Source organism: Dechloromonas sp. A34, from assembly GCF_026261605.1.
Taxonomy (GTDB): domain Bacteria; phylum Pseudomonadota; class Gammaproteobacteria; order Burkholderiales; family Rhodocyclaceae; genus Azonexus.
The window spans coordinates 1,606,756-1,622,757 of the sequence record NZ_CP102486.1 but is presented as its reverse complement, the minus strand read 5'-3'; the positions used below and the strand labels follow the sequence as shown (position 1 = coordinate 1,622,757).

General features: G+C 58.5%; 19 protein-coding genes. 5 read left to right on the top strand and 14 right to left on the bottom strand.

All coding sequences use genetic code 11. From position 1 onward, the window contains the following. Window positions 1-6: 6 nt before the first annotated feature. From NQE15_RS08215 to NQE15_RS08190, 6 genes are read right to left on the bottom strand one after another with little or no spacing between them, the layout of a single operon-like run. Window positions 7-1,149: a hypothetical protein gene (locus NQE15_RS08215; RefSeq protein WP_265948315.1), complete on the bottom strand. Its 1,143-nt coding sequence runs from the start codon at window positions 1,147-1,149 to the stop codon at window positions 7-9. 13 nt (window positions 1,150-1,162) lie between these two features. After that, window positions 1,163-1,678 (bottom strand): hypothetical protein, encoded by a 516-nt coding sequence (locus NQE15_RS08210; protein WP_265948312.1) that lies wholly within the window; start codon window positions 1,676-1,678, stop codon window positions 1,163-1,165. 20 nt (window positions 1,679-1,698) lie between these two features. Then, window positions 1,699-3,114: a replicative DNA helicase gene (dnaB, locus tag NQE15_RS08205; RefSeq protein WP_265948310.1), complete on the bottom strand. Its 1,416-nt coding sequence runs from the start codon at window positions 3,112-3,114 to the stop codon at window positions 1,699-1,701. Beyond that, entirely contained in the window at window positions 3,111-3,851 is a 741-nt protein-coding gene (locus NQE15_RS08200; RefSeq protein ID WP_265948306.1) for a helix-turn-helix domain-containing protein, read from the bottom strand. Before NQE15_RS08200 ends, dnaB begins: the two co-directional genes overlap by 4 nt. 3 nt (window positions 3,852-3,854) lie before the next feature. After that, complete coding sequence (locus tag NQE15_RS08195) at window positions 3,855-3,983, bottom strand: hypothetical protein (RefSeq protein WP_265948304.1); 129 nt, start codon at window positions 3,981-3,983, stop codon at window positions 3,855-3,857. 8 nt (window positions 3,984-3,991) lie between these two features. Next, window positions 3,992-4,345 carry a helix-turn-helix transcriptional regulator gene (locus NQE15_RS08190; protein WP_265948301.1) on the bottom strand — a complete coding sequence of 118 codons (354 nt, stop codon included), beginning with the start codon at window positions 4,343-4,345 and terminating at the stop codon, window positions 3,992-3,994. Window positions 4,346-4,544: 199 nt separating this feature from the next. Here NQE15_RS08190 and NQE15_RS08185 point away from each other — a divergent pair, with 199 nt between their 5' ends. From NQE15_RS08185 to NQE15_RS08175, 3 genes are all read left to right on the top strand, one after another. Next, a complete protein-coding gene (locus NQE15_RS08185; protein WP_265948298.1) occupies window positions 4,545-4,799 on the top strand; it encodes a hypothetical protein in 255 nt (84 codons plus the stop codon). Between the two features lie 66 nt (window positions 4,800-4,865). Continuing rightward, complete coding sequence (locus tag NQE15_RS08180; protein ID WP_265948295.1) at window positions 4,866-5,405, top strand: helix-turn-helix domain-containing protein; 540 nt, start codon at window positions 4,866-4,868, stop codon at window positions 5,403-5,405. A gap of 138 nt (window positions 5,406-5,543) precedes the next feature. Further along, entirely contained in the window at window positions 5,544-6,149 is a 606-nt protein-coding gene (locus tag NQE15_RS08175) for an SOS response-associated peptidase (protein ID WP_416336512.1), read from the top strand. Window positions 6,150-6,508: 359 nt separating this feature from the next. On the opposite strand, the gene NQE15_RS08170 is transcribed toward NQE15_RS08175, so the two are convergent. The 3 genes from NQE15_RS08170 to NQE15_RS08160 form a co-directional block, all read right to left on the bottom strand. Next, window positions 6,509-6,949 carry a hypothetical protein gene (locus NQE15_RS08170; RefSeq protein WP_265948290.1) on the bottom strand — a complete coding sequence of 147 codons (441 nt, stop codon included), beginning with the start codon at window positions 6,947-6,949 and terminating at the stop codon, window positions 6,509-6,511. Further along, on the bottom strand, window positions 6,949-7,818 hold the full coding sequence (locus NQE15_RS08165) for a DUF6731 family protein (RefSeq protein WP_323054986.1): 870 nt from the start codon (window positions 7,816-7,818) through the stop codon (window positions 6,949-6,951). The genes NQE15_RS08170 and NQE15_RS08165 overlap by 1 nt, the downstream gene beginning before the upstream one ends. 124 nt (window positions 7,819-7,942) lie before the next feature. Beyond that, the gene (locus NQE15_RS08160) at window positions 7,943-8,263 is read right to left on the bottom strand and encodes a hypothetical protein (RefSeq protein WP_265948285.1); all 321 of its coding nucleotides are present in this window, start codon (window positions 8,261-8,263) and stop codon (window positions 7,943-7,945) included. Between the two features lie 321 nt (window positions 8,264-8,584). Between NQE15_RS08160 and NQE15_RS08155 the strand changes: the two genes are divergently transcribed. Further along, window positions 8,585-9,352: a spermidine synthase gene (locus NQE15_RS08155; RefSeq protein WP_265948283.1), complete on the top strand. Its 768-nt coding sequence runs from the start codon at window positions 8,585-8,587 to the stop codon at window positions 9,350-9,352. Window positions 9,353-9,502: 150 nt separating this feature from the next. Next, window positions 9,503-9,769 carry a hypothetical protein gene (locus NQE15_RS08150; protein WP_265948281.1) on the top strand — a complete coding sequence of 89 codons (267 nt, stop codon included), beginning with the start codon at window positions 9,503-9,505 and terminating at the stop codon, window positions 9,767-9,769. Window positions 9,770-9,889: 120 nt separating this feature from the next. On the opposite strand, the gene NQE15_RS08145 is transcribed toward NQE15_RS08150, so the two are convergent. From NQE15_RS08145 to NQE15_RS08125, 5 genes are all read right to left on the bottom strand, one after another. After that, window positions 9,890-10,555, bottom strand: coding sequence for a response regulator (locus NQE15_RS08145; RefSeq protein ID WP_265948279.1), 666 nt, complete (start codon window positions 10,553-10,555; stop codon window positions 9,890-9,892). 1 nt (window position 10,556) lies between these two features. Beyond that, complete coding sequence (locus NQE15_RS08140) at window positions 10,557-12,491, bottom strand: type IV pili methyl-accepting chemotaxis transducer N-terminal domain-containing protein (protein ID WP_265948277.1); 1,935 nt, start codon at window positions 12,489-12,491, stop codon at window positions 10,557-10,559. 155 nt (window positions 12,492-12,646) lie between these two features. Continuing rightward, window positions 12,647-13,447 (bottom strand): ABC transporter ATP-binding protein, encoded by an 801-nt coding sequence (locus NQE15_RS08135; RefSeq protein WP_265948274.1) that lies wholly within the window; start codon window positions 13,445-13,447, stop codon window positions 12,647-12,649. Between the two features lie 12 nt (window positions 13,448-13,459). Continuing rightward, window positions 13,460-14,422 (bottom strand): nitrate ABC transporter permease, encoded by a 963-nt coding sequence (gene ntrB / locus NQE15_RS08130; RefSeq protein ID WP_265948272.1) that lies wholly within the window; start codon window positions 14,420-14,422, stop codon window positions 13,460-13,462. Between the two features lie 60 nt (window positions 14,423-14,482). Continuing rightward, window positions 14,483-15,664, bottom strand: coding sequence for a CmpA/NrtA family ABC transporter substrate-binding protein (locus NQE15_RS08125; RefSeq protein WP_265948270.1), 1,182 nt, complete (start codon window positions 15,662-15,664; stop codon window positions 14,483-14,485). Window positions 15,665-16,002 lie beyond the last annotated feature (338 nt).

Sequence of the window (16,002 nt, the reverse complement as noted above, 5' to 3'; positions counted from 1 at the left end):
CGCCCCTTAGCGGTAGTGGCCGATCAGATTGCCGGTGCTGTCGAAGACCTCCACACCCTGGTTCGTCAGTTTGCCCAGGGAGTGACCAGCCATCGCCTTGTCGGCCTTGAAGCGGGTCATCGCATCGCCAGCCTGGCCGGTGGCCTGCTGCGCCTGTTGCCGCTGGTCGAAATGATCGTCGGCGCCATACTTGCGGCGATTGGCCAAGGTTACGGCACGCTCCAGCAGAGGGTCGAAATCGGGATTTTCACGGCCGGTATTGGTCGTCTTGGCAGTACGCCGTTGGATTTCCTGCGCACTCAAACCGGCAATGCGCTCGCGTGCGGCGTCGATTTCAAAGTTGCTGCGGGTCTGTGGCAGGGTCAGGCGCTCGCCGGGGTCGCTTCTGCTTTTCCCAGTGATTACGCGAATTTGCTCGCCCAGCGCAGCCTGTTTCTCCGGGTCGGCTTCAGCAAGGTATTGTTGTTGCAACGCGGCGATCTTTTGATCCTTGGCGTTGTTCAACTGCCCGCTCTGCAGTTGCTGTCCCTTGATCGCCTGATCCATGGGGTTTCCCATGGTTGCAAGCGCCTTGGCGGCATTCTCACGAACGGCCGGGTCAGTGATTGTCGGGTCGTTGAGGTCGGAATTCAGGCGCAGGCGAACCATGTTGTCGTAAATCTCCTTCACGCTCCGGCCGCCAGATTGCTGATCGCGCAAGGCCGATGCGGAGTCATCAACAACGCCGCCAGCAATCGCTTCCCTGGCGATTGGCGCCATGGGGTTTTGCAGCGCACTTTCGCTGCGGCCAGCCGATACCAAGGGAGGCGAAGCAGCCAGCGGGTTGCCGGCCGCTGCCGCCGCCGATTCGACGGTAATGGTGCTGCCAGCGTTCGGGACTCTGGATGCCGGGGCCGGTTTCGCTGCGGCCAGCGGATTACCGACTGCCGGGGTTTTCGGTCCGGGAAGAGGGGCGTTGAAGGCCGAACCATACGTAGGGCTGTACGAACGGCGGCCATCGGTATCGGGATCGGTCGTGGAATGTCCGTCTTGAATTGCCGCACTCATCGGATTACGCACCGACGGTTTGATGGAGTCTCCGCCACTCACCTGCGGCTGCGATTGCATGGCGATACGGGTCAAGGGGCCGGGTTGGATCTGATCAAGCATGATGATTCTCCTTTTAGGCAAAGCCGTGGCGGCGCCGGGCCTCGGCCAGCCGCAATTGGTCGCAACGTTCGTTGATGCGCTCTTCAAGGGCAGAGCAGGGATTGCCCGCCAGTTCCGCTGTGCGGCGTGCCTGTTTTTCCTTCTGATCAAGGCCATGCGCGGAAAGCTGAAGGCGTTCCAGGAAAAGTTCGGCAGCCTTCAATTGGGCGAGAAGTTCATCGTCGGCGGAAAAGTCCGGGGCCGGCCTGTCTTCCGTTTTGGCAATCAATGCCGCAGCAATTGCCGACACCCGCAGCCCCTTAATTTCCTCGATTTTGCTTTCGGCGCTGGCGATAGCGCTCGGAAGCCATTGGATACAGCCCCTAACCTCGTCGTGCGATCCCTGCGCGCTGCACAGTTCTGCCCTGGCTTCGATCAACTGAGCGTTCAAGGCGGTAAGTTGCGGGTCGTGGTCAAGTTCGCTGTTCTTGATCCGCTCGAACTCCTCGCGGACGGAACGGGGTTGTTGCTTCAGTTCTGCATCAGTCATTTGCTTCTCCTTGTTGAAAATCAGTCGTCAGCAATCCGGCGCCTTGCCATCGGCTTTGCCGCCTGTGATGCCTCTCTGGCTGCCCGCATCGCGCTATCCCAAGCATCAGAAGTGACATTCCGGAAGCGTGCGAACTCGCCCTGAAAGGCGAGGCGAACATCGCCCAGTTCGCCCTGGCGGTGCTTGCGGATCAGGATTTCGGCCAACCCTTTGAATGGTCCGGTCGGGTTGTAGTACTCGTCGCGGTACGCCATCAGAATTAGGTCCGCGTCTTGTTCAATGGCGCCGGATTCGCGCAAGTCGGACATCATCGGGCGCTTGTCGGGGCGCTTTTCCACGTCGCGGGACAGTTGCGACAAGGCAATCACCGGCACCCCCAGTTCGCGGGCCAACAGCTTCAAGCCTCGCGTGATCTGCCCGATTTCCTCATTGCGATTTCCCGCTTTTCTGAAGTCGGTAGATCCAATCAACTGGATGTAATCGACGACGAGCAGATCGAGACCGAACTTGCGCTGCACGCGGCGTGCCCTGGCACGCATCTGTGCAATCGTCGGTGTAGTCGTGTCGTCGATGATCAGCTTGGCTTTGTGCAACTTGCCCAAGGCGAACGACAGCCGCGCGTCATCATCTTCGGTGAGTTCGCCGGAGCGAATCGCTGACAGCGAAATACCGCCGACGCTTGCGGTCGACCGTTCGGAAAGTTGATCCGCCGACATTTCCAACGAAAAGATCAGCGCAGAGCCTGCATCCATGGCAACGTTCTCGGCGATGTTCAGTGCCAGGCAGCTTTTGCCCATGGAAGGGCGGCCTGCAATGATGATCAGATCGCCCTGGTGAAGGCCATTCGTGATCCGGTCGAGGTCGGCGAATCCCGTACGCAAGCCAGCAACCTGGCCGTTACGCTCCCGGCGCCGCTCGATAGCCTCAAGCATGCGAGGCAACGAGGCGCCGATTTCTTCCGGCTCGCGCAGAGCCCGTTGCTTCGCCGAAAGTGCAATCAACCTTTCCTGGGCAGCCTCAATTCGTTGCGCCGCCGTTTCCGGGCCTGCCTGACGTGCAAGGTCGGCAACCTCAGCCGATGCTGCCAGCAGGTCACGCCGCAGGCTCTTGTCGCGGACGAGTTCGGCATAGCGCCTGATGTTCGCTGCGCCCGGCGTGCTGCTGGCAATCTCACCCAAGTAGACCAACCCACCCGAGCGCTCCGACTCGCCGGCCGTGTCGAGTTCATCGGCAACCGTTACAGCATCGACCGGACGCCCCTGATGCAACATCAGCGCGATCTGGCGATAAATCAGGCGGTGTGCCTCGATGTAAAAATCGCTCTCGGCCAATACGTCGCCGATCAGGTCGAAGGATGCAGGGTGAAGCAGCAGGCCGCCGATAACCGACTGCTCAGCTTCGGCGCTGAACATCGAGGTCACGTTGAGTGCATTCATTCAGCACCCCGCGTTTCCAGTTCGGCCTGCTGGCCGGCAGTGGTCAGCAGGAAAGCATCGCCATTCCGATACCAAAGCCTGAACCAGTTCTCCTTCACCGCATTGAGGAACGTCCTGCGCCAGTCAGCGTACTTTTTCGCCTTGTAGCTCTCATCACTCGAATAACGGTCGCGAAACTTCAGCCATGCCAGTTCAACAAACTCAGTTGGCAGGCCGATGCTTTCGCAGTAGCTCCAAACCGTCAGGTAGTCAGAAATCGGCTTTTCGCCAGATGCGCGAACATCATCGATCCACTCAGCAAAAGTTTTTTCCGCCGAACGAGAGCGGCGCTTTTTCCCCTCTGACGGTTCCTGATGGTTCACTAACGGTTTGGCTGCAATACGTTGCAGGGGTTTGTGGCAATCCTGTGCAGGGGTGGCGGCACTGTGTTGCACCCCTGCAAGGCTTTGCACCCCTGCACTGTGTTGCATCCCCAACACGTCCAGATTGATGCGGTAAAGGTTCGCGCCGCGAGGACCTGCGTTCGGCACAATGGACAACTCCCCGGAGTCCTCCAGGGCGCGCAGCAGATAGCGGCAATTGCGCGGCTTCATCCGGCATTTTTTCGCCAACGTCGTGACCGACGGATAGGAACGCCCATCGTCATCGCTGAAATCGGCCATAGCCAGCAACATCAGCAGTTCAGTACCGCCGTGCTGGCTGAACTCCCACACACGGCCCATCGTTTTGACCGACATCGGCTATCTCCTCAGAACAGCCAAGGCGACGGCGCAAAAATTGAGGATGGCGCAGCGGCGGAACTCGCCTGTAGTGCCACGAATGGTCAGTACCGCCTGGTGCAAGCGCCAGCGCGGAGGAAGCGTGTTCATTGCGCCTCCTACGCCTGGCCGGCGAGTTCAGTAGCCGTCGCCTTGCGCTTGGCTACGGAAACCCGAGCAGCCGCCTTCGCCTGCGTCTTGCGCTCAACCCTGCCAGCATCACGACTTGCTGCGGATTTCTTGTCCAACCAAGCTTGAATTTCGTCGCTACGCCAGCGGACACAGCGTTTGGAAAGAACAACGGGATTCGGGAAATCCGGGTCGTAGCCATCCGATTCCGGATTCAGGCTGTCGTAGATTTTCGACTTCCCGAAACCGGTTGCCCGCTCAACTTCCGGAATGGGCATAAACGAGTAGGTAACCATTTTTTTCCTCCAGTTGCCGCAGTTGTGCGGCCATGGATCAATGGTCAAGGCCCGTATTCCGTAGCCACTGCTGCGGAATGATTGAATTTGATTACCAAACGTTAATCAATTGATTTTAAATATTATTTTCTTTTCAATTGGCCTGAATTTTTGTAAAGTAATGGTGCGCCCAACGCAAAAACGAAGCCCGGCAGTGCGGGAACACTGGCCGGGCCTCTGACCACAATCGACTATCAAGGAGTCCATCATGGCTATTCAAAATTCTACAGCTGTCAGTGAAGCTTCATACGTTTCATTCAACCAACTCGCAGATGCACTGGCATTAATTTCAAGTGCGATGAGAGTTGTCGAATCATCTGACAGCGATGTGTTTTGCCTTCTCGACAAAGCAGCGGCCGAAATCGTTGCGGCTCAAGACTACTTAGAAGCCGTCGATCCGGTGGTGTGCCCGATTTCAGAGGATATCGTTACAGCTTTGAACCGGATCGGGCGCACGCATTGATATGGGCTGGCGGGGGTGACTTCGTGCATCTCCGCCAGCCAGTAGAGAGACAGGAGTAAGCGAATCATGCATCTTGCAGAAATTTCAGCTGCAATTGCGAACACAGCAATAGAAGCCGGCTGTGCCGTGGTTGGCGTGGTTGCGGATGCCAACGGAGAAACCAAATCCTTTGGCGCAGGAAGCGTTGATAGGCTCATAGCCGGAAAAATATCTGAATCCCTTGCAGCGATGATTTCACGGTTCGTCCGTCTTTGCTGCCAGGGTGATGGACAGATAGGCGTGTCTGATTTTCATTCATCGAACCCGCGTGAAAGGGCTACTCCGTTCCAATCATTCGACCTTAAAGCCGCTGCGGCGTATCTTCAAATGAGCCCATTTACCTTGCGAGAACTGACTGCCGCCGGAACTATCCCTGGTGCAAAGATTGGCAGGCGCTGGGTGTTTATGCAGGAAAAATTGACCGACTACCTGCGTTCTGAGATTGAGAGGCAGACCGCAGGCCGTGGCCAAAATGGATTGTTGATCGCACCTCGCTCCAACACAGAAGCCCAGGTTTCCAAGCCCAAGCAGAGGCACAGGCGGCAACCGCCATCGTTAGAGATATAGACAGAACTGGTGCTCCGAAACTTGCTCCAAGGGCATTACTACGGCGCCGATCCGCATTGCGCCGGTTCGTCCCATTTGGCGTAGCCTCTACTTATGTGCACCCGTTACATCCCACCCGAGCAGGCCGAGATTGAGTTCATGTGGCACATCGGCCGCCACAATCAACCGAAGTGGGCCAAGGAGGTTTTCCCCCGGGCTTTAGGGCCATTCCTTCGCCTCGGTCAGTCCGATGCGCTGGATCTGGTCGTCGGCACTTGGGGCCTTGTTCCGTCTTGGTCGCAAACGCCCGTCCTGAAATACTCGACGTGCAACTGCCGCTCAGAAGAAGCGGCGGCCAAGCCGACATTCCGCGATGCCTGGCGCAATGGCCAGCGCTGCATCATCCCGGCGCTGTCGTTCGACGAACCGTGCTGGGATACGGGGAAGAATGTCTGGTGGCGATTCCGGCGCCTGGATGGACAGCCGTGGGGGCTAGCCGGCCTGTGGAATACCTGGATCGATCACGCAACCGGCGAGGTGGTCGAGAGCTACACGATGCTGACGGTGAATGCCGACGATCACCCGATCATGAACCGGATGCACAAGCCCGATCCGAAGCTGGCGCTCGATCAGCAGGACAAGCGAAGCGTTGTCGTGATCGAGACGGCCTACGTCGACCAGTGGTTGCGGGGGAATACGAAAGAGGCTACGGAGCTATTGGCGCCTCCTCCGGTGGAACTAATCGAGGGCGGGCCTGAAGGCTAGAGCAGATTAATTCGGACTGACTCGACGGCACTGTGCCTTGTAGTGCTGTTCAGTCTGCGATGGCAACCGCATTGTTGCTGTGACGCTTCGTTCGCAATCGTCGGCCATGCCCCGCGTTCCTTCGTAGCAGACAACTTTGAGGTGTGCTTCCTGTTGCGGGCTCAGCATTGATTGGGCAGTGACGTTCATCAGGCACCGGTACACCTGCTCCTGGGTAACTTGGGCCTTTGCAGATGACGCCACCAAGGCGAACAGAGAAAGAAGTATGCGGCTGCTTTTCATGAGTACCGCCGTGAAATAGATGGAAGGCTCAAAACTCTAACGACATAATGTGCCGAGAGGCAATGGACAAGTCGAGCTTATATTTTTGATGGGTCTATCTTGAGAAGCAGAACCATGATTCTGCTAGCACGCCAGAAAGAAATCCCCGCGTACACGAGCGAGCCAAGCCACAATGCAGGGTACCAGTGCTTGAAAAACTCGGGCAGCGAAAAGAATCCGACAACGCTTAAGGCGCTGGTAATCAGGCTCCCGGTTAGTGCGGTGGAGAGATACCCTGCCAAGTCATCCATGTACGTGCTTGTGCGCAGCTTGGTAAGCAGCGCTGCAGGCAGGGCCATCAGTATCGATTTGGCGGTACCGATGAAGCCAGCGAGGATTGCACCAAAACTGATAGTTGCTGCCAGCAACTCTTTAGTTGCATCTGTTGGGAGCGCAAAATCCAATAACCAAGCCGCGATTGCCGAGCTGGCGGCAAGTAGGATTGGGTAAATACGCTCGAAACTGAGACTTCGCTGCATCAGATCAGACCAGATTGCTTCCAAGTGGAGTAGGCATCGTACAAGCAGTTCCATCGGACCTCCATCGGGATCCTTCGGCCTTCGTCAAGCGGTAGATCTCGGTAGGATTTTTGAACACGCTCATTGATGAGATTAACCGGGTCCACAGCTTCGCCGATGTCGTCCCGGCCTGAGATTTCCAAGTGCGAGACAACATCACGCGGCTCATCTGCAAGGCCAACGAACGCCTGAATCTTGTCGAAAATATCGAGCGAACGATTGTGGTCTCGCCGGTCCATGCTGATTTCAACCGAGATCCAATCACCCTCGCCAATGTCCGCAGTACATTTGAGCGCATCGGCAAGGGAAACGTTCGCGTTCTTCCAGTGTTCTGAAATCCGATCTGGAGCAACACGGAAATTCAGGCGGGTGAATAATTTCTTGTTACGTAATCTTGCTTGGGCGGCTTGGTTGATCTGCAGCAGAAAGGAATACTTCGCTTGCTGCACGCCAGTCCAGACGGTGAAGTAATCCTCGATTGCCGATGCCCTCGGGCCATAGTGGTTGTACTGGACAACGAGCGCCTTGCTCTCCGGGTCGAAAATCGCTGCGGTATCCTCGGAAAATGATTCACCTTCGGCAAGGGGGATGCTTTCGGCCACGGTGCTAGGGCTCGCCCGTCCTGGACCTTCGGATCGAAACTTGAGAAAGGAGAGACGCCATACACCCTTGAACTTGTCGTCTGGAGCCATTGGGTCGTCCATACGAATTGGCCGAGTAGTAACCTGACGGAGTCGCTGCTCGAGTGGAACCCCTGCAACGTTCTGGATCACGGTTTCAAGCAACGGGAGCGTTTCTGATCGTGAGACCTTGTACAAATGAACGTGCATCGGGTGACTTGATCGCATTTATTTTTCCTGTGATGAATTGGACAGACCCTCATTGGAACAATCAGGTCACGACTTAGTCATATTCTAACGGCATCAGTCGGTGATCTGTTTGCTGTAGTTGTGTCTAGGTGGAAAACCGTACCCACCAACCCTGGAGTGTCTCAACCGGCTTGAGCTGTTCATCGCAGCGAATCTGGGTCCCAAGCAGCAGAAAGCCTTGGGTGGTCATTTTGACGATCTGCGGATCGAAGATCGGGCTGAGCAGATTGGGGCAGTAGCTGGTCGTCGGATGCTTCAAGTTCGCCACGCGAATCGCCCGGCCTGCGGCATTGCCTTCTAGCCAGTCGCTGATGACTAGCTGGCCGATAATTGGCTCAGCAGCGCGGATCTCTTCACGAGATAGGCGGGTTCCTCGGTGGTGGGTTTGAACGACGGCAAATAGCATTCGAATACTGTATTGATATACAGCATTCGTCGCAATACTGTATGAAGTCCGGTGCGACTCGAATGGACGATGCTTAGATCGTATCTAGGGCTTTGCCGTCACTGTTAATGATAGATACGGATCGACATCCACACCGGCAACAGAGCCTCCAGATAAGCTACCATTCGACCAACGAAATTTTTTCTGTTGGTATTTCTGTTGGCACTTTAAAAAACGACAGACCGATAATCAACGAAGCCACAGACCATATCACCTACAGTTCGATTCCACCTGGGGCACCAGCCGCCGCCTCCCCCGCCGCTTGAGCCAAACCATGAAAAAATGCGCCACCTCCCCCGGCATTCCGTCGACATCAGCGAGGAAAACGGGGTCCGCAATCTCCACTTTGGTTCGGACTGGATACAAGGCGCCATGCGCATCGCCCGCCCGTGGTCGCTGGAGCTGGCTTATACCCGGGAAATGATGGCCGGCCTGCTCTTGCGTCCGGCCAAACAGTGGCCGCGCCATGCCCTGCTCATCGGGCTGGGCGCCGGGTCGCTGGCCAAGTTCATCTACCGTCACCTCCCGGCCTGCCGCATCACCGTCGTCGAAATCAATCCGCAGGTCGAGTTCATCGCCCGCCAGTACTTCAAGCTGCCGGACGACCCACGCCGGCTGGAAGTGGTGATCGGTTGCGGTGCCGACTACATGCTGAGCGGCGAGCGGAAGTTCGACTACATCCTGGCCGATGGCTTCGACCCCGAAGCCCGAGCCGGCGCGCTCGACACCCTGCCTTTCTACCAGGCCTGCCGTAGCCGGTTGAGCGAGCGCGGACTTTTCGGCGCCAATCTGCTCGGCCGCAACAAGGGCTTCGAGGGCAGTGTCGAGCGGATCAAGGCGGCTTTCGACAATCGGGTCGCCGTATTCCCGTCCTGCGACAGCGGCAACACGATTGCCTTTGCCAGCGGCGGCGAAGCGGTCGATGTCTCGTTGGCCGAGATGCGCGAACAGGCGCTCGCCCTCAAAAAGGAGACCGGCCTCGACCTCGCTCCGATGATCGCTCGCCTGCAACTGGCCCACCCGCTGCCGGATAGCCGCCTGCGCATTTAGCTCCGGTTTTTCACCTTGTATTGCCGGCGCGATAGGGCTATAAATCAAAATAGTCCTCCACCGATAAAAACGACAAGGCGGATAGAACAACGATAACGAACAGGGGTCGTCGACCTGCCATTATCTTCTGGCCTATCTTAGGAGGAGCGTATGCTTTCTTTTCAGGACGTTATTGATTATTGCGATCTCGAACGCGGTGAAATCGAGGCCATTGCGGAACATGAACATATTCCCGTGACGGTAGCCGCAGAATTGAGCGAACAACTTCTCTGCTCGCCGGAAGGCGTTTGTCGGCTGCATTCGATGATTATCGAAAACATGCAGCATGCGATTGAAACCGGCCGTTACGAACATGTGCATGATCTGGCTATAACTTATCAGCATCTGCAACGCACCCACCCCATCCCGGCGCACTGATTTTTTCCTCTCCCCTCGAGGAATAGCCGGCGCAAAGCCGACTCTGGCCTTTGCCTATATGGCGGGGCCTTTTTTATGCGCCCGCCAGTTGCCGTGACCTGACAACGCAAGCCGCCCCGCCTAGGCGCTCTTGGTCAGGCCAAAACCGTGTTCGACGGCATAGAGCGCCACCTGGACCCGGCTGCTCATGTGCAGTTTCTTGAAGATATTCTGCACATGAATCTTGACTGTACTCTCGGCCAGATCGAGCTTGCGGGCAATTTCCTTGTTGCTTTCCCCCTGGGCCAGCGCGGCCAGGATGTCGCGTTCGCGCGGAGAAAACCGGTCGCGCTCGATAATCGCCGAATCCGCCTTGGGCGGCGTGCGCACGCCCTGGATCAGCTTGGCGGTCATCTGCTGCGAGACGACCGAATCGCCCTGCGCCGCCCGCCGGATGGCATCGACCAGCATGTCGGTCTCGATATTCTTCAGCAGGTAACCGCTTGCCCCGGCGCGCAGGGCATCCATCAGGTCCTGGGCATCTTCGGAGACGGTCAGCATCAGGACATGAACTTCAGGAATTTCCTCGGCCATCACTTTGACCGCCTCAAGGCCGGAGACGCCCGGCATGTGCAGGTCGAGCAGCACGACATCGGGTTTCAGCGAACGGGCGCGCTTGATGCCTTCCAGCCCGTCGCCGGCTTCACCGACCACCTCGAAGTCGTCGTTGCGCTGCAACAGCGATTTGATGCCGCTGCGGAACAAGGTGTGGTCATCGACCAGCAAGACCCGGATTTTTTCGTTCATTTCAAACTGCCTCTCTGTTTTGCTTGGGCAAGCGCAGCGTAACGCAGGTGCCCTCGCCAATCTTTGATGTGACCCGGCATTCGCCCCCGACCCGATGCGCCCGCTCGCGCATGATCTTCAGGCCGACATGGCGATCGGATTGGGTTTTCGGCTCATTGACCGTATCGAAACCGGCGCCGTCGTCGCGCACCTCGATTTCAGTGACGCCGCGATTTCGCCGCAGCGTCAGGTGCACATGGCTGGCCTTGGCGTGCTTGCGGATATTCGAGAGCGACTCCTGGACGATGTGCATGATCTGGGTCTCGTCGGTCGGCGCCAGCGGGGCGCCGCCCCCGATCTGCTCGAAGGAAGTGGTAATCCCGGTCTGGCCCTCGAACTTCTCCAGCGCCGAGGTGATGGCCGACTCGAGGTCGGACTGGATGACCCGCGTCCGGAAATGCACCAGCAGCTCGCGGACGTCGTCGTAGCTTTCCTGCACGCCATTGCGGATTTCGCCGGCCGCCTGCTGCGCCTCTTCAAGGCGGTTCTTGTTCAGGGAATCCTGCAGCAACTGGACCTGGATATTCAGGAAGGCCAGGCCCTGGGCAATCGAGTCGTGCAATTCCTGAGCCAGCAGATTCCGCTCTTCGGAAACCGCCAGTTCCATCTCCCGGGACTTCAGCCGCTGGTTCTCGACCGCAACGCCAAGGTGCTGGCCCAGGGTTTCCAGCAGATGCTTTTCCTGTTCGGAAATCGGATGGGGATTCAGATAGTAGAGGTTATAGACCCCCAGCCGCTGCTTACCATGGACGATACTGAAAGCCGTTGCCGTGGCGAAACCCTCGCGGATGCAACTACCCAGTTTCATGCCCTTGGGCGGGTTGATCGTGTTGAACACCGCCGGCATGCCGCTCTGGATCACTTCACCACACAGGCATTCGCCGCAATTGAGTTCGCGCTCGCGGGCCAGGAAGGCTTCCGACAGGCCCTCATGGGTGACCAGGTAGAGCTTCTGGGAATCGGGCATATACAGACGTACCGCCCCGGCATCGGCGCCCAGCGCCGACTTGATGCAATCGAGAAAGGCCTGGCACAGGGCATCGACCGGTACCGGATCGGCGAGCAGTGACGTCACTTCATAAAGAATGCCGAGTTCGCGGTTGCGTTCGGCCAGGCTACGGGTCTCGGCCGCGACGCGGTCTTCCAGCGTGCTGTAGACCGTCTGCAGATGCTCGGCCATCTGATTGAAACCGCGCCCCAGTCCGCCGATCTCGTCATTACTGGCAAGCGGCAGGCGGACGCCGAGATCGTTGTCGATCATCCGTTGCATGCCGTCGTGCAGGATACCGACCGGCCGGATGACCAGCTTGAGAAAGAAGCGGATCAGGATGATGGTGCCGAGCACCGCCAACAACACCAGCAGGCCCTGCACGGTGCGCAGCATGACGGTATCGCGGGCGTAGCCCCGTTCCATGGCCAGCACCAGGTCGTTGATGCGCCCGACAAAGGGTTCGAGTTCACCGTTGAAGCGGTCGAGCGCGGCTTGCCGCGGTGCGCCGCCGGCCGCCAGATACTGCTCGACCAAGGGCTGGATCTTGCCACGCCAGGACTGCTCGACGTCGACCAGCAAGCGCTGTACCTCGCCGTTGCGTGGCGCGGCGAGCGGCCGGGCCGGGTCGCCCCGTTGCAAGTCGAGCAAGACCTTGTTGAAGCGCTGGACCTCGGCGCTCAGGTTTTCGGTCTGCGCCGAGCCAGGAGCATCGAGACTACGCGACATCAGATGCGCAATGCGGTAGCTGCGCATGCGCTGGCTGCCAGCATCGTTGATGGCCGCCGCCACCCCTTCAAGTTGCCAGGAAATGAGCAGGGTCAGGCCGATGGCCGTGGTCGCTACCAGCAGGAAGACAATCAGCGTACCGACGATCTTTCGCGAGAGCTTGCCCGGGTTGGTGAACATCGAATCCGATCCTGAATCAAAGGCCAAACCTTAGCCTTGCGGCGGCAAAAAAGCCAATGACCTGGATCAAGACAAAAAAACCCACCGATCGGAACCGGCGGGCAAATGTCGCTTTTGGAGAGAGAGCACCCAGCGACCTGAGAGATTACAAAGGGTCAGGCGGCAACTTTTTCGACATGGGCCTGTTTCTCGTAGAGGAACTCCAGCACCTTGGCCCGGCATTCCATATAGACCGGATCATGGGCCAGGGTCAGGCGCTGACGGGGCCGCGGCAGATTGACTTCGAGGATTTCGCCGATCGTCGCCGCCGGGCCGTTGGTCATCATCACGATGCGATCGGAGAGCAGCACGGCCTCGTCAACATCGTGGGTAACCATGACGGCGGTCGCCTTGGTGGCATCGCAGATCCTCATCAACTCATCCTGCAGCTTGGCGCGAGTAAGCGCATCGAGCGCCCCGAAGGGCTCATCCATCAGCAGCACCTTGGGTTGCATGGAGAGGGCGCGGGCGATGCCGACGCGCTGCTTCATGCCGCCCGAGATTTCGTGGGGGTACTTGCTGCTGGCGTGATCGAGGCCGACCAGATTGATCGCGGCGGCGGTGCGTTCCTTCAGCTTCGCCTTGCCCTCCTTCTGGCCGAAAACGCGCTCGACGGCGAGATAGACGTTCTCGAAGCAGGTCAGCCAGGGCAGCAGGCTGTGGTTCTGGAAGACCACCGCGCGTTCCGGGCCGGGGCCGCCGATCTCGCGACCGTCGCAGAGCAGCACGCCGGTACTCGGCTTGGTCAGCCCGGCGATCAGGTTGAGCAGGGTCGATTTGCCGCAGCCGGAGTGGCCGATCAGGGCGACGAACTCGCCTTTACGGATGGTCAGGTCGATGCCGCGCAGGGCGACGAACTTGCCCTTCTTGGTATCGAAGGTTTGTACCACCGATTCGATTTGTACGAACTTTTCCATGATCTGCGCTCCTTAGGACGATTCTTTGGTCAGCTTCTTGGCCAGCAGGATCAGCGCCTGCTCGAGAATCAGGCCGACGATGCCGATGACGAAGATGGCGATGATGATGTGCTCCACCTTCAGGTTGTTCCATTCGTCCCACACCCAGAAACCGATACCGACGCCGCCGGTCAGCATTTCAGCGGCGACAATGACCAGCCAGGCGGTACCGATCGACAAGCGAATGCCGGTCAGCATGTAGGGCAGCACCGCCGGGAAGAGGATCTTGGTGACGACCTTCCACTCCGACAGGGCGAGCACGCGGGCGACGTTCAGGTAATCCTGCGGCACGCGCTGCACGCCCTGGGCGGTGTTCATGATCATCGGCCAGATCGAGCAGATGAAGATGGTGTAGGTCGCCGCCGGGTCAGCCTTCTGGAAGACGAGCAGGCCGATCGGCAACCAGGCCAGCGGCGAGACCGGACGCAGCAGACTGATGATCGGATTGACCATCGCCGCCAGGAAGGCCGAACGGCCGAGAATGAAGCCGAGCGGAATGCCGACCAGCGCCGCGAAGCCGAAGCCGATGCCGACCCGCTGCAGCGAGGACAGCACATTCCAGCCAATACCCTGGTCATTCGGGCCGTTGCTATAAAAAGGATCGGCAAAGAGCAGCCTGGCCGCATCCCAGGTCTTGACCGGTCCGGGAATGCTGCCGCCCTTCAGGGTGGCGATGTACCAGATGCCGATCAGTATCACCATGCCGAGCAGCGGTGGCAGAACAGCGCTACCGAGAGCGCCCAGTCTTTCGGCGAACGGCGTGCCGGTTTCGGCGCCTGACGGGGTTGTGGCTTTTTCCATTGTCTTTTCCTTGGCCGGTTCGACGGCGACTGCCGCCGGCTGGCTGCTGCTACCCTGCCCCAGCGGCACTTCGTGCGGGGCGCCTGCGGCCGGCTTGTCACGGCCAAATGCACCGTCTATCGTGATTGCGCTCATTTTTCTCTCCTCGGAGCCCTGCGTTCCCGGCCGGGCCGGGAACGACACCAGTTCAGTGCGTTATGCCTTGACCTTGAAGGAATCGGCGTATTTGGCCGGATCCTTGCCGTCCCAGACCACCCCGTCGATCAGCTTGTGGCTGCGCATGTCGCTCTTCGGCAGGGCTACGCCGGCGGCGGTAGCGGCCTGCTTGTAGATGTCGACCCGGTTGACCTGCTTGGCGATGGCCAGATAGTCCGGATGGCTCTTCAACAGGCCCCAGCGCTTGTGCTGGGTCATGAACCACATGCCGTCCGTCAGGTACGGGAAATTGACCGTGCCCTCGTTGAAGAACTTCATGCAGTTCTTGTCGTCCCAGCTCTTGCCCAAGCCGTTTTGGTAGCGGCCAAGCATGCGGGCGACGATGACTTCGGTATCGGTATTGACGTAGGACTTCTGGGCGATGGTTTCGGCCGTCTTCTGCTTGTTGGCAATCGAGGCATCGATCCACTTGCCGGCATCCAGAATCGCGGCGACCACGGCACGCGCCGTGTTCGGGTTCTTCTGCACCCATTCGGCGGTGGTGCCGAGCACCTTTTCCGGATGATCGGTCCAGATATCCTGGGTCGTCGTCGCCGTGAAGCCGATGTTGTCCATGATAGCGCGGTTGTTCCAGGGCTCGCCGACACAGTAGCCGTCCATGTTGCCGACGCGCATGTTGGCGACCATCTGCGGGGGCGGCACGGTGATCGTCTTGACGTCCTTGAGCGGGTTGATACCCTGCGCCGCCAGCCAGTAGTACAGCCACATGGCGTGGGTGCCGGTCGGGAAGGTCTGGGCGAAGGTGTATTCGCGCTCCTTCTTGGCAATCAGCTTGGCCAGGCTCGGGCCGTCGATGGCGCCCTTGTCCTTCAACTGGTTGGAAAGCGTGATCGCCTGACCGTTGTGGTTCAGGTTCATCAACACGTTCATGTCCTTCTTCGGCCCGCCGATGCCCAGTTGCACGCCGTAGATCAGGCCATACAGCACATGGGCGCAATCGAGTTCGCCGTTGACCAGCTTGTCACGCACCGAGGCCCAGGAGGCTTCCTTGGTCGGGATGATCTTGATGCCGTATTTTTCATCGAACTTGTTGACCGCGGCCATCACGACGGAGGCGCAATCGGTGAGCGGGATGAAGCCGATGCGGACTTCCTTCTTTTCGGGGGCGTCCGAACCAGCGGCCCAGGCACCGCTGCGAACGCCGGGGGGTACCATGGCCATCAGAGAGGCTCCCAATGCGGCTGAAACGAAATCACGACGAGAAAAGGATGGCGATGATTCCAACGTGCCTTCCGCTGCCGGTTTAATGTCTTCCATTGCTTGCTCCTTGATTGCGAGAATCGAAAAAACAAAATGGGCGTCACATCCCGGCCGCCGGTCGGCAGCTGGGATGGACGCCCTTGTCCAGTGAATCGGCTTGCGCTCGACTCTTGCCCGGCCGCCATTGACCGTGCGTTTGAAAGGACTATTGCAATGGCCGTGCCAGCACTAGTTATTTAGTACTAGTTATTAATAACTAGTTTATTTTCAACAACTTGGATTTTTGTTTCGCTGCCGCC

What these genes read in the sequence shown, in the direction of transcription:
- NQE15_RS08215 (WP_265948315.1), bottom strand. Translation starts at nt 1,149, where the DNA reads ATGCTTGATCAGATCCAACCCGGCCCCTTGACCCGTATCGCCATGCAA.
- NQE15_RS08210 (WP_265948312.1), bottom strand. Translation starts at nt 1,678, where the DNA reads ATGACTGATGCAGAACTGAAGCAACAACCCCGTTCCGTCCGCGAGGAG.
- dnaB (WP_265948310.1), bottom strand. Translation starts at nt 3,114, where the DNA reads ATGAATGCACTCAACGTGACCTCGATGTTCAGCGCCGAAGCTGAGCAG.
- NQE15_RS08200 (WP_265948306.1), bottom strand. Translation starts at nt 3,851, where the DNA reads ATGTCGGTCAAAACGATGGGCCGTGTGTGGGAGTTCAGCCAGCACGGC.
- NQE15_RS08195 (WP_265948304.1), bottom strand. Translation starts at nt 3,983, where the DNA reads ATGAACACGCTTCCTCCGCGCTGGCGCTTGCACCAGGCGGTACTGACC.
- NQE15_RS08185 (WP_265948298.1), top strand. Translation starts at nt 4,545, where the DNA reads ATGGCTATTCAAAATTCTACAGCTGTCAGTGAAGCTTCATACGTTTCA.
- NQE15_RS08180 (WP_265948295.1), top strand. Translation starts at nt 4,866, where the DNA reads ATGCATCTTGCAGAAATTTCAGCTGCAATTGCGAACACAGCAATAGAA.
- NQE15_RS08175 (WP_416336512.1), top strand. Translation starts at nt 5,544, where the DNA reads ATGTGGCACATCGGCCGCCACAATCAACCGAAGTGGGCCAAGGAGGTT.
- NQE15_RS08170 (WP_265948290.1), bottom strand. Translation starts at nt 6,949, where the DNA reads ATGCAGCGAAGTCTCAGTTTCGAGCGTATTTACCCAATCCTACTTGCC.
- NQE15_RS08165 (WP_323054986.1), bottom strand. Translation starts at nt 7,818, where the DNA reads ATGCACGTTCATTTGTACAAGGTCTCACGATCAGAAACGCTCCCGTTG.
- NQE15_RS08160 (WP_265948285.1), bottom strand. Translation starts at nt 8,263, where the DNA reads ATGCTATTTGCCGTCGTTCAAACCCACCACCGAGGAACCCGCCTATCT.
- NQE15_RS08155 (WP_265948283.1), top strand. Translation starts at nt 8,585, where the DNA reads ATGCGCCACCTCCCCCGGCATTCCGTCGACATCAGCGAGGAAAACGGG.
- NQE15_RS08150 (WP_265948281.1), top strand. Translation starts at nt 9,503, where the DNA reads ATGCTTTCTTTTCAGGACGTTATTGATTATTGCGATCTCGAACGCGGT.
- NQE15_RS08145 (WP_265948279.1), bottom strand. Translation starts at nt 10,555, where the DNA reads ATGAACGAAAAAATCCGGGTCTTGCTGGTCGATGACCACACCTTGTTC.
- NQE15_RS08140 (WP_265948277.1), bottom strand. Translation starts at nt 12,491, where the DNA reads ATGTTCACCAACCCGGGCAAGCTCTCGCGAAAGATCGTCGGTACGCTG.
- NQE15_RS08135 (WP_265948274.1), bottom strand. Translation starts at nt 13,447, where the DNA reads ATGGAAAAGTTCGTACAAATCGAATCGGTGGTACAAACCTTCGATACC.
- ntrB (WP_265948272.1), bottom strand. Translation starts at nt 14,422, where the DNA reads ATGAGCGCAATCACGATAGACGGTGCATTTGGCCGTGACAAGCCGGCC.
- NQE15_RS08125 (WP_265948270.1), bottom strand. Translation starts at nt 15,664, where the DNA reads ATGGCCATGGTACCCCCCGGCGTTCGCAGCGGTGCCTGGGCCGCTGGT.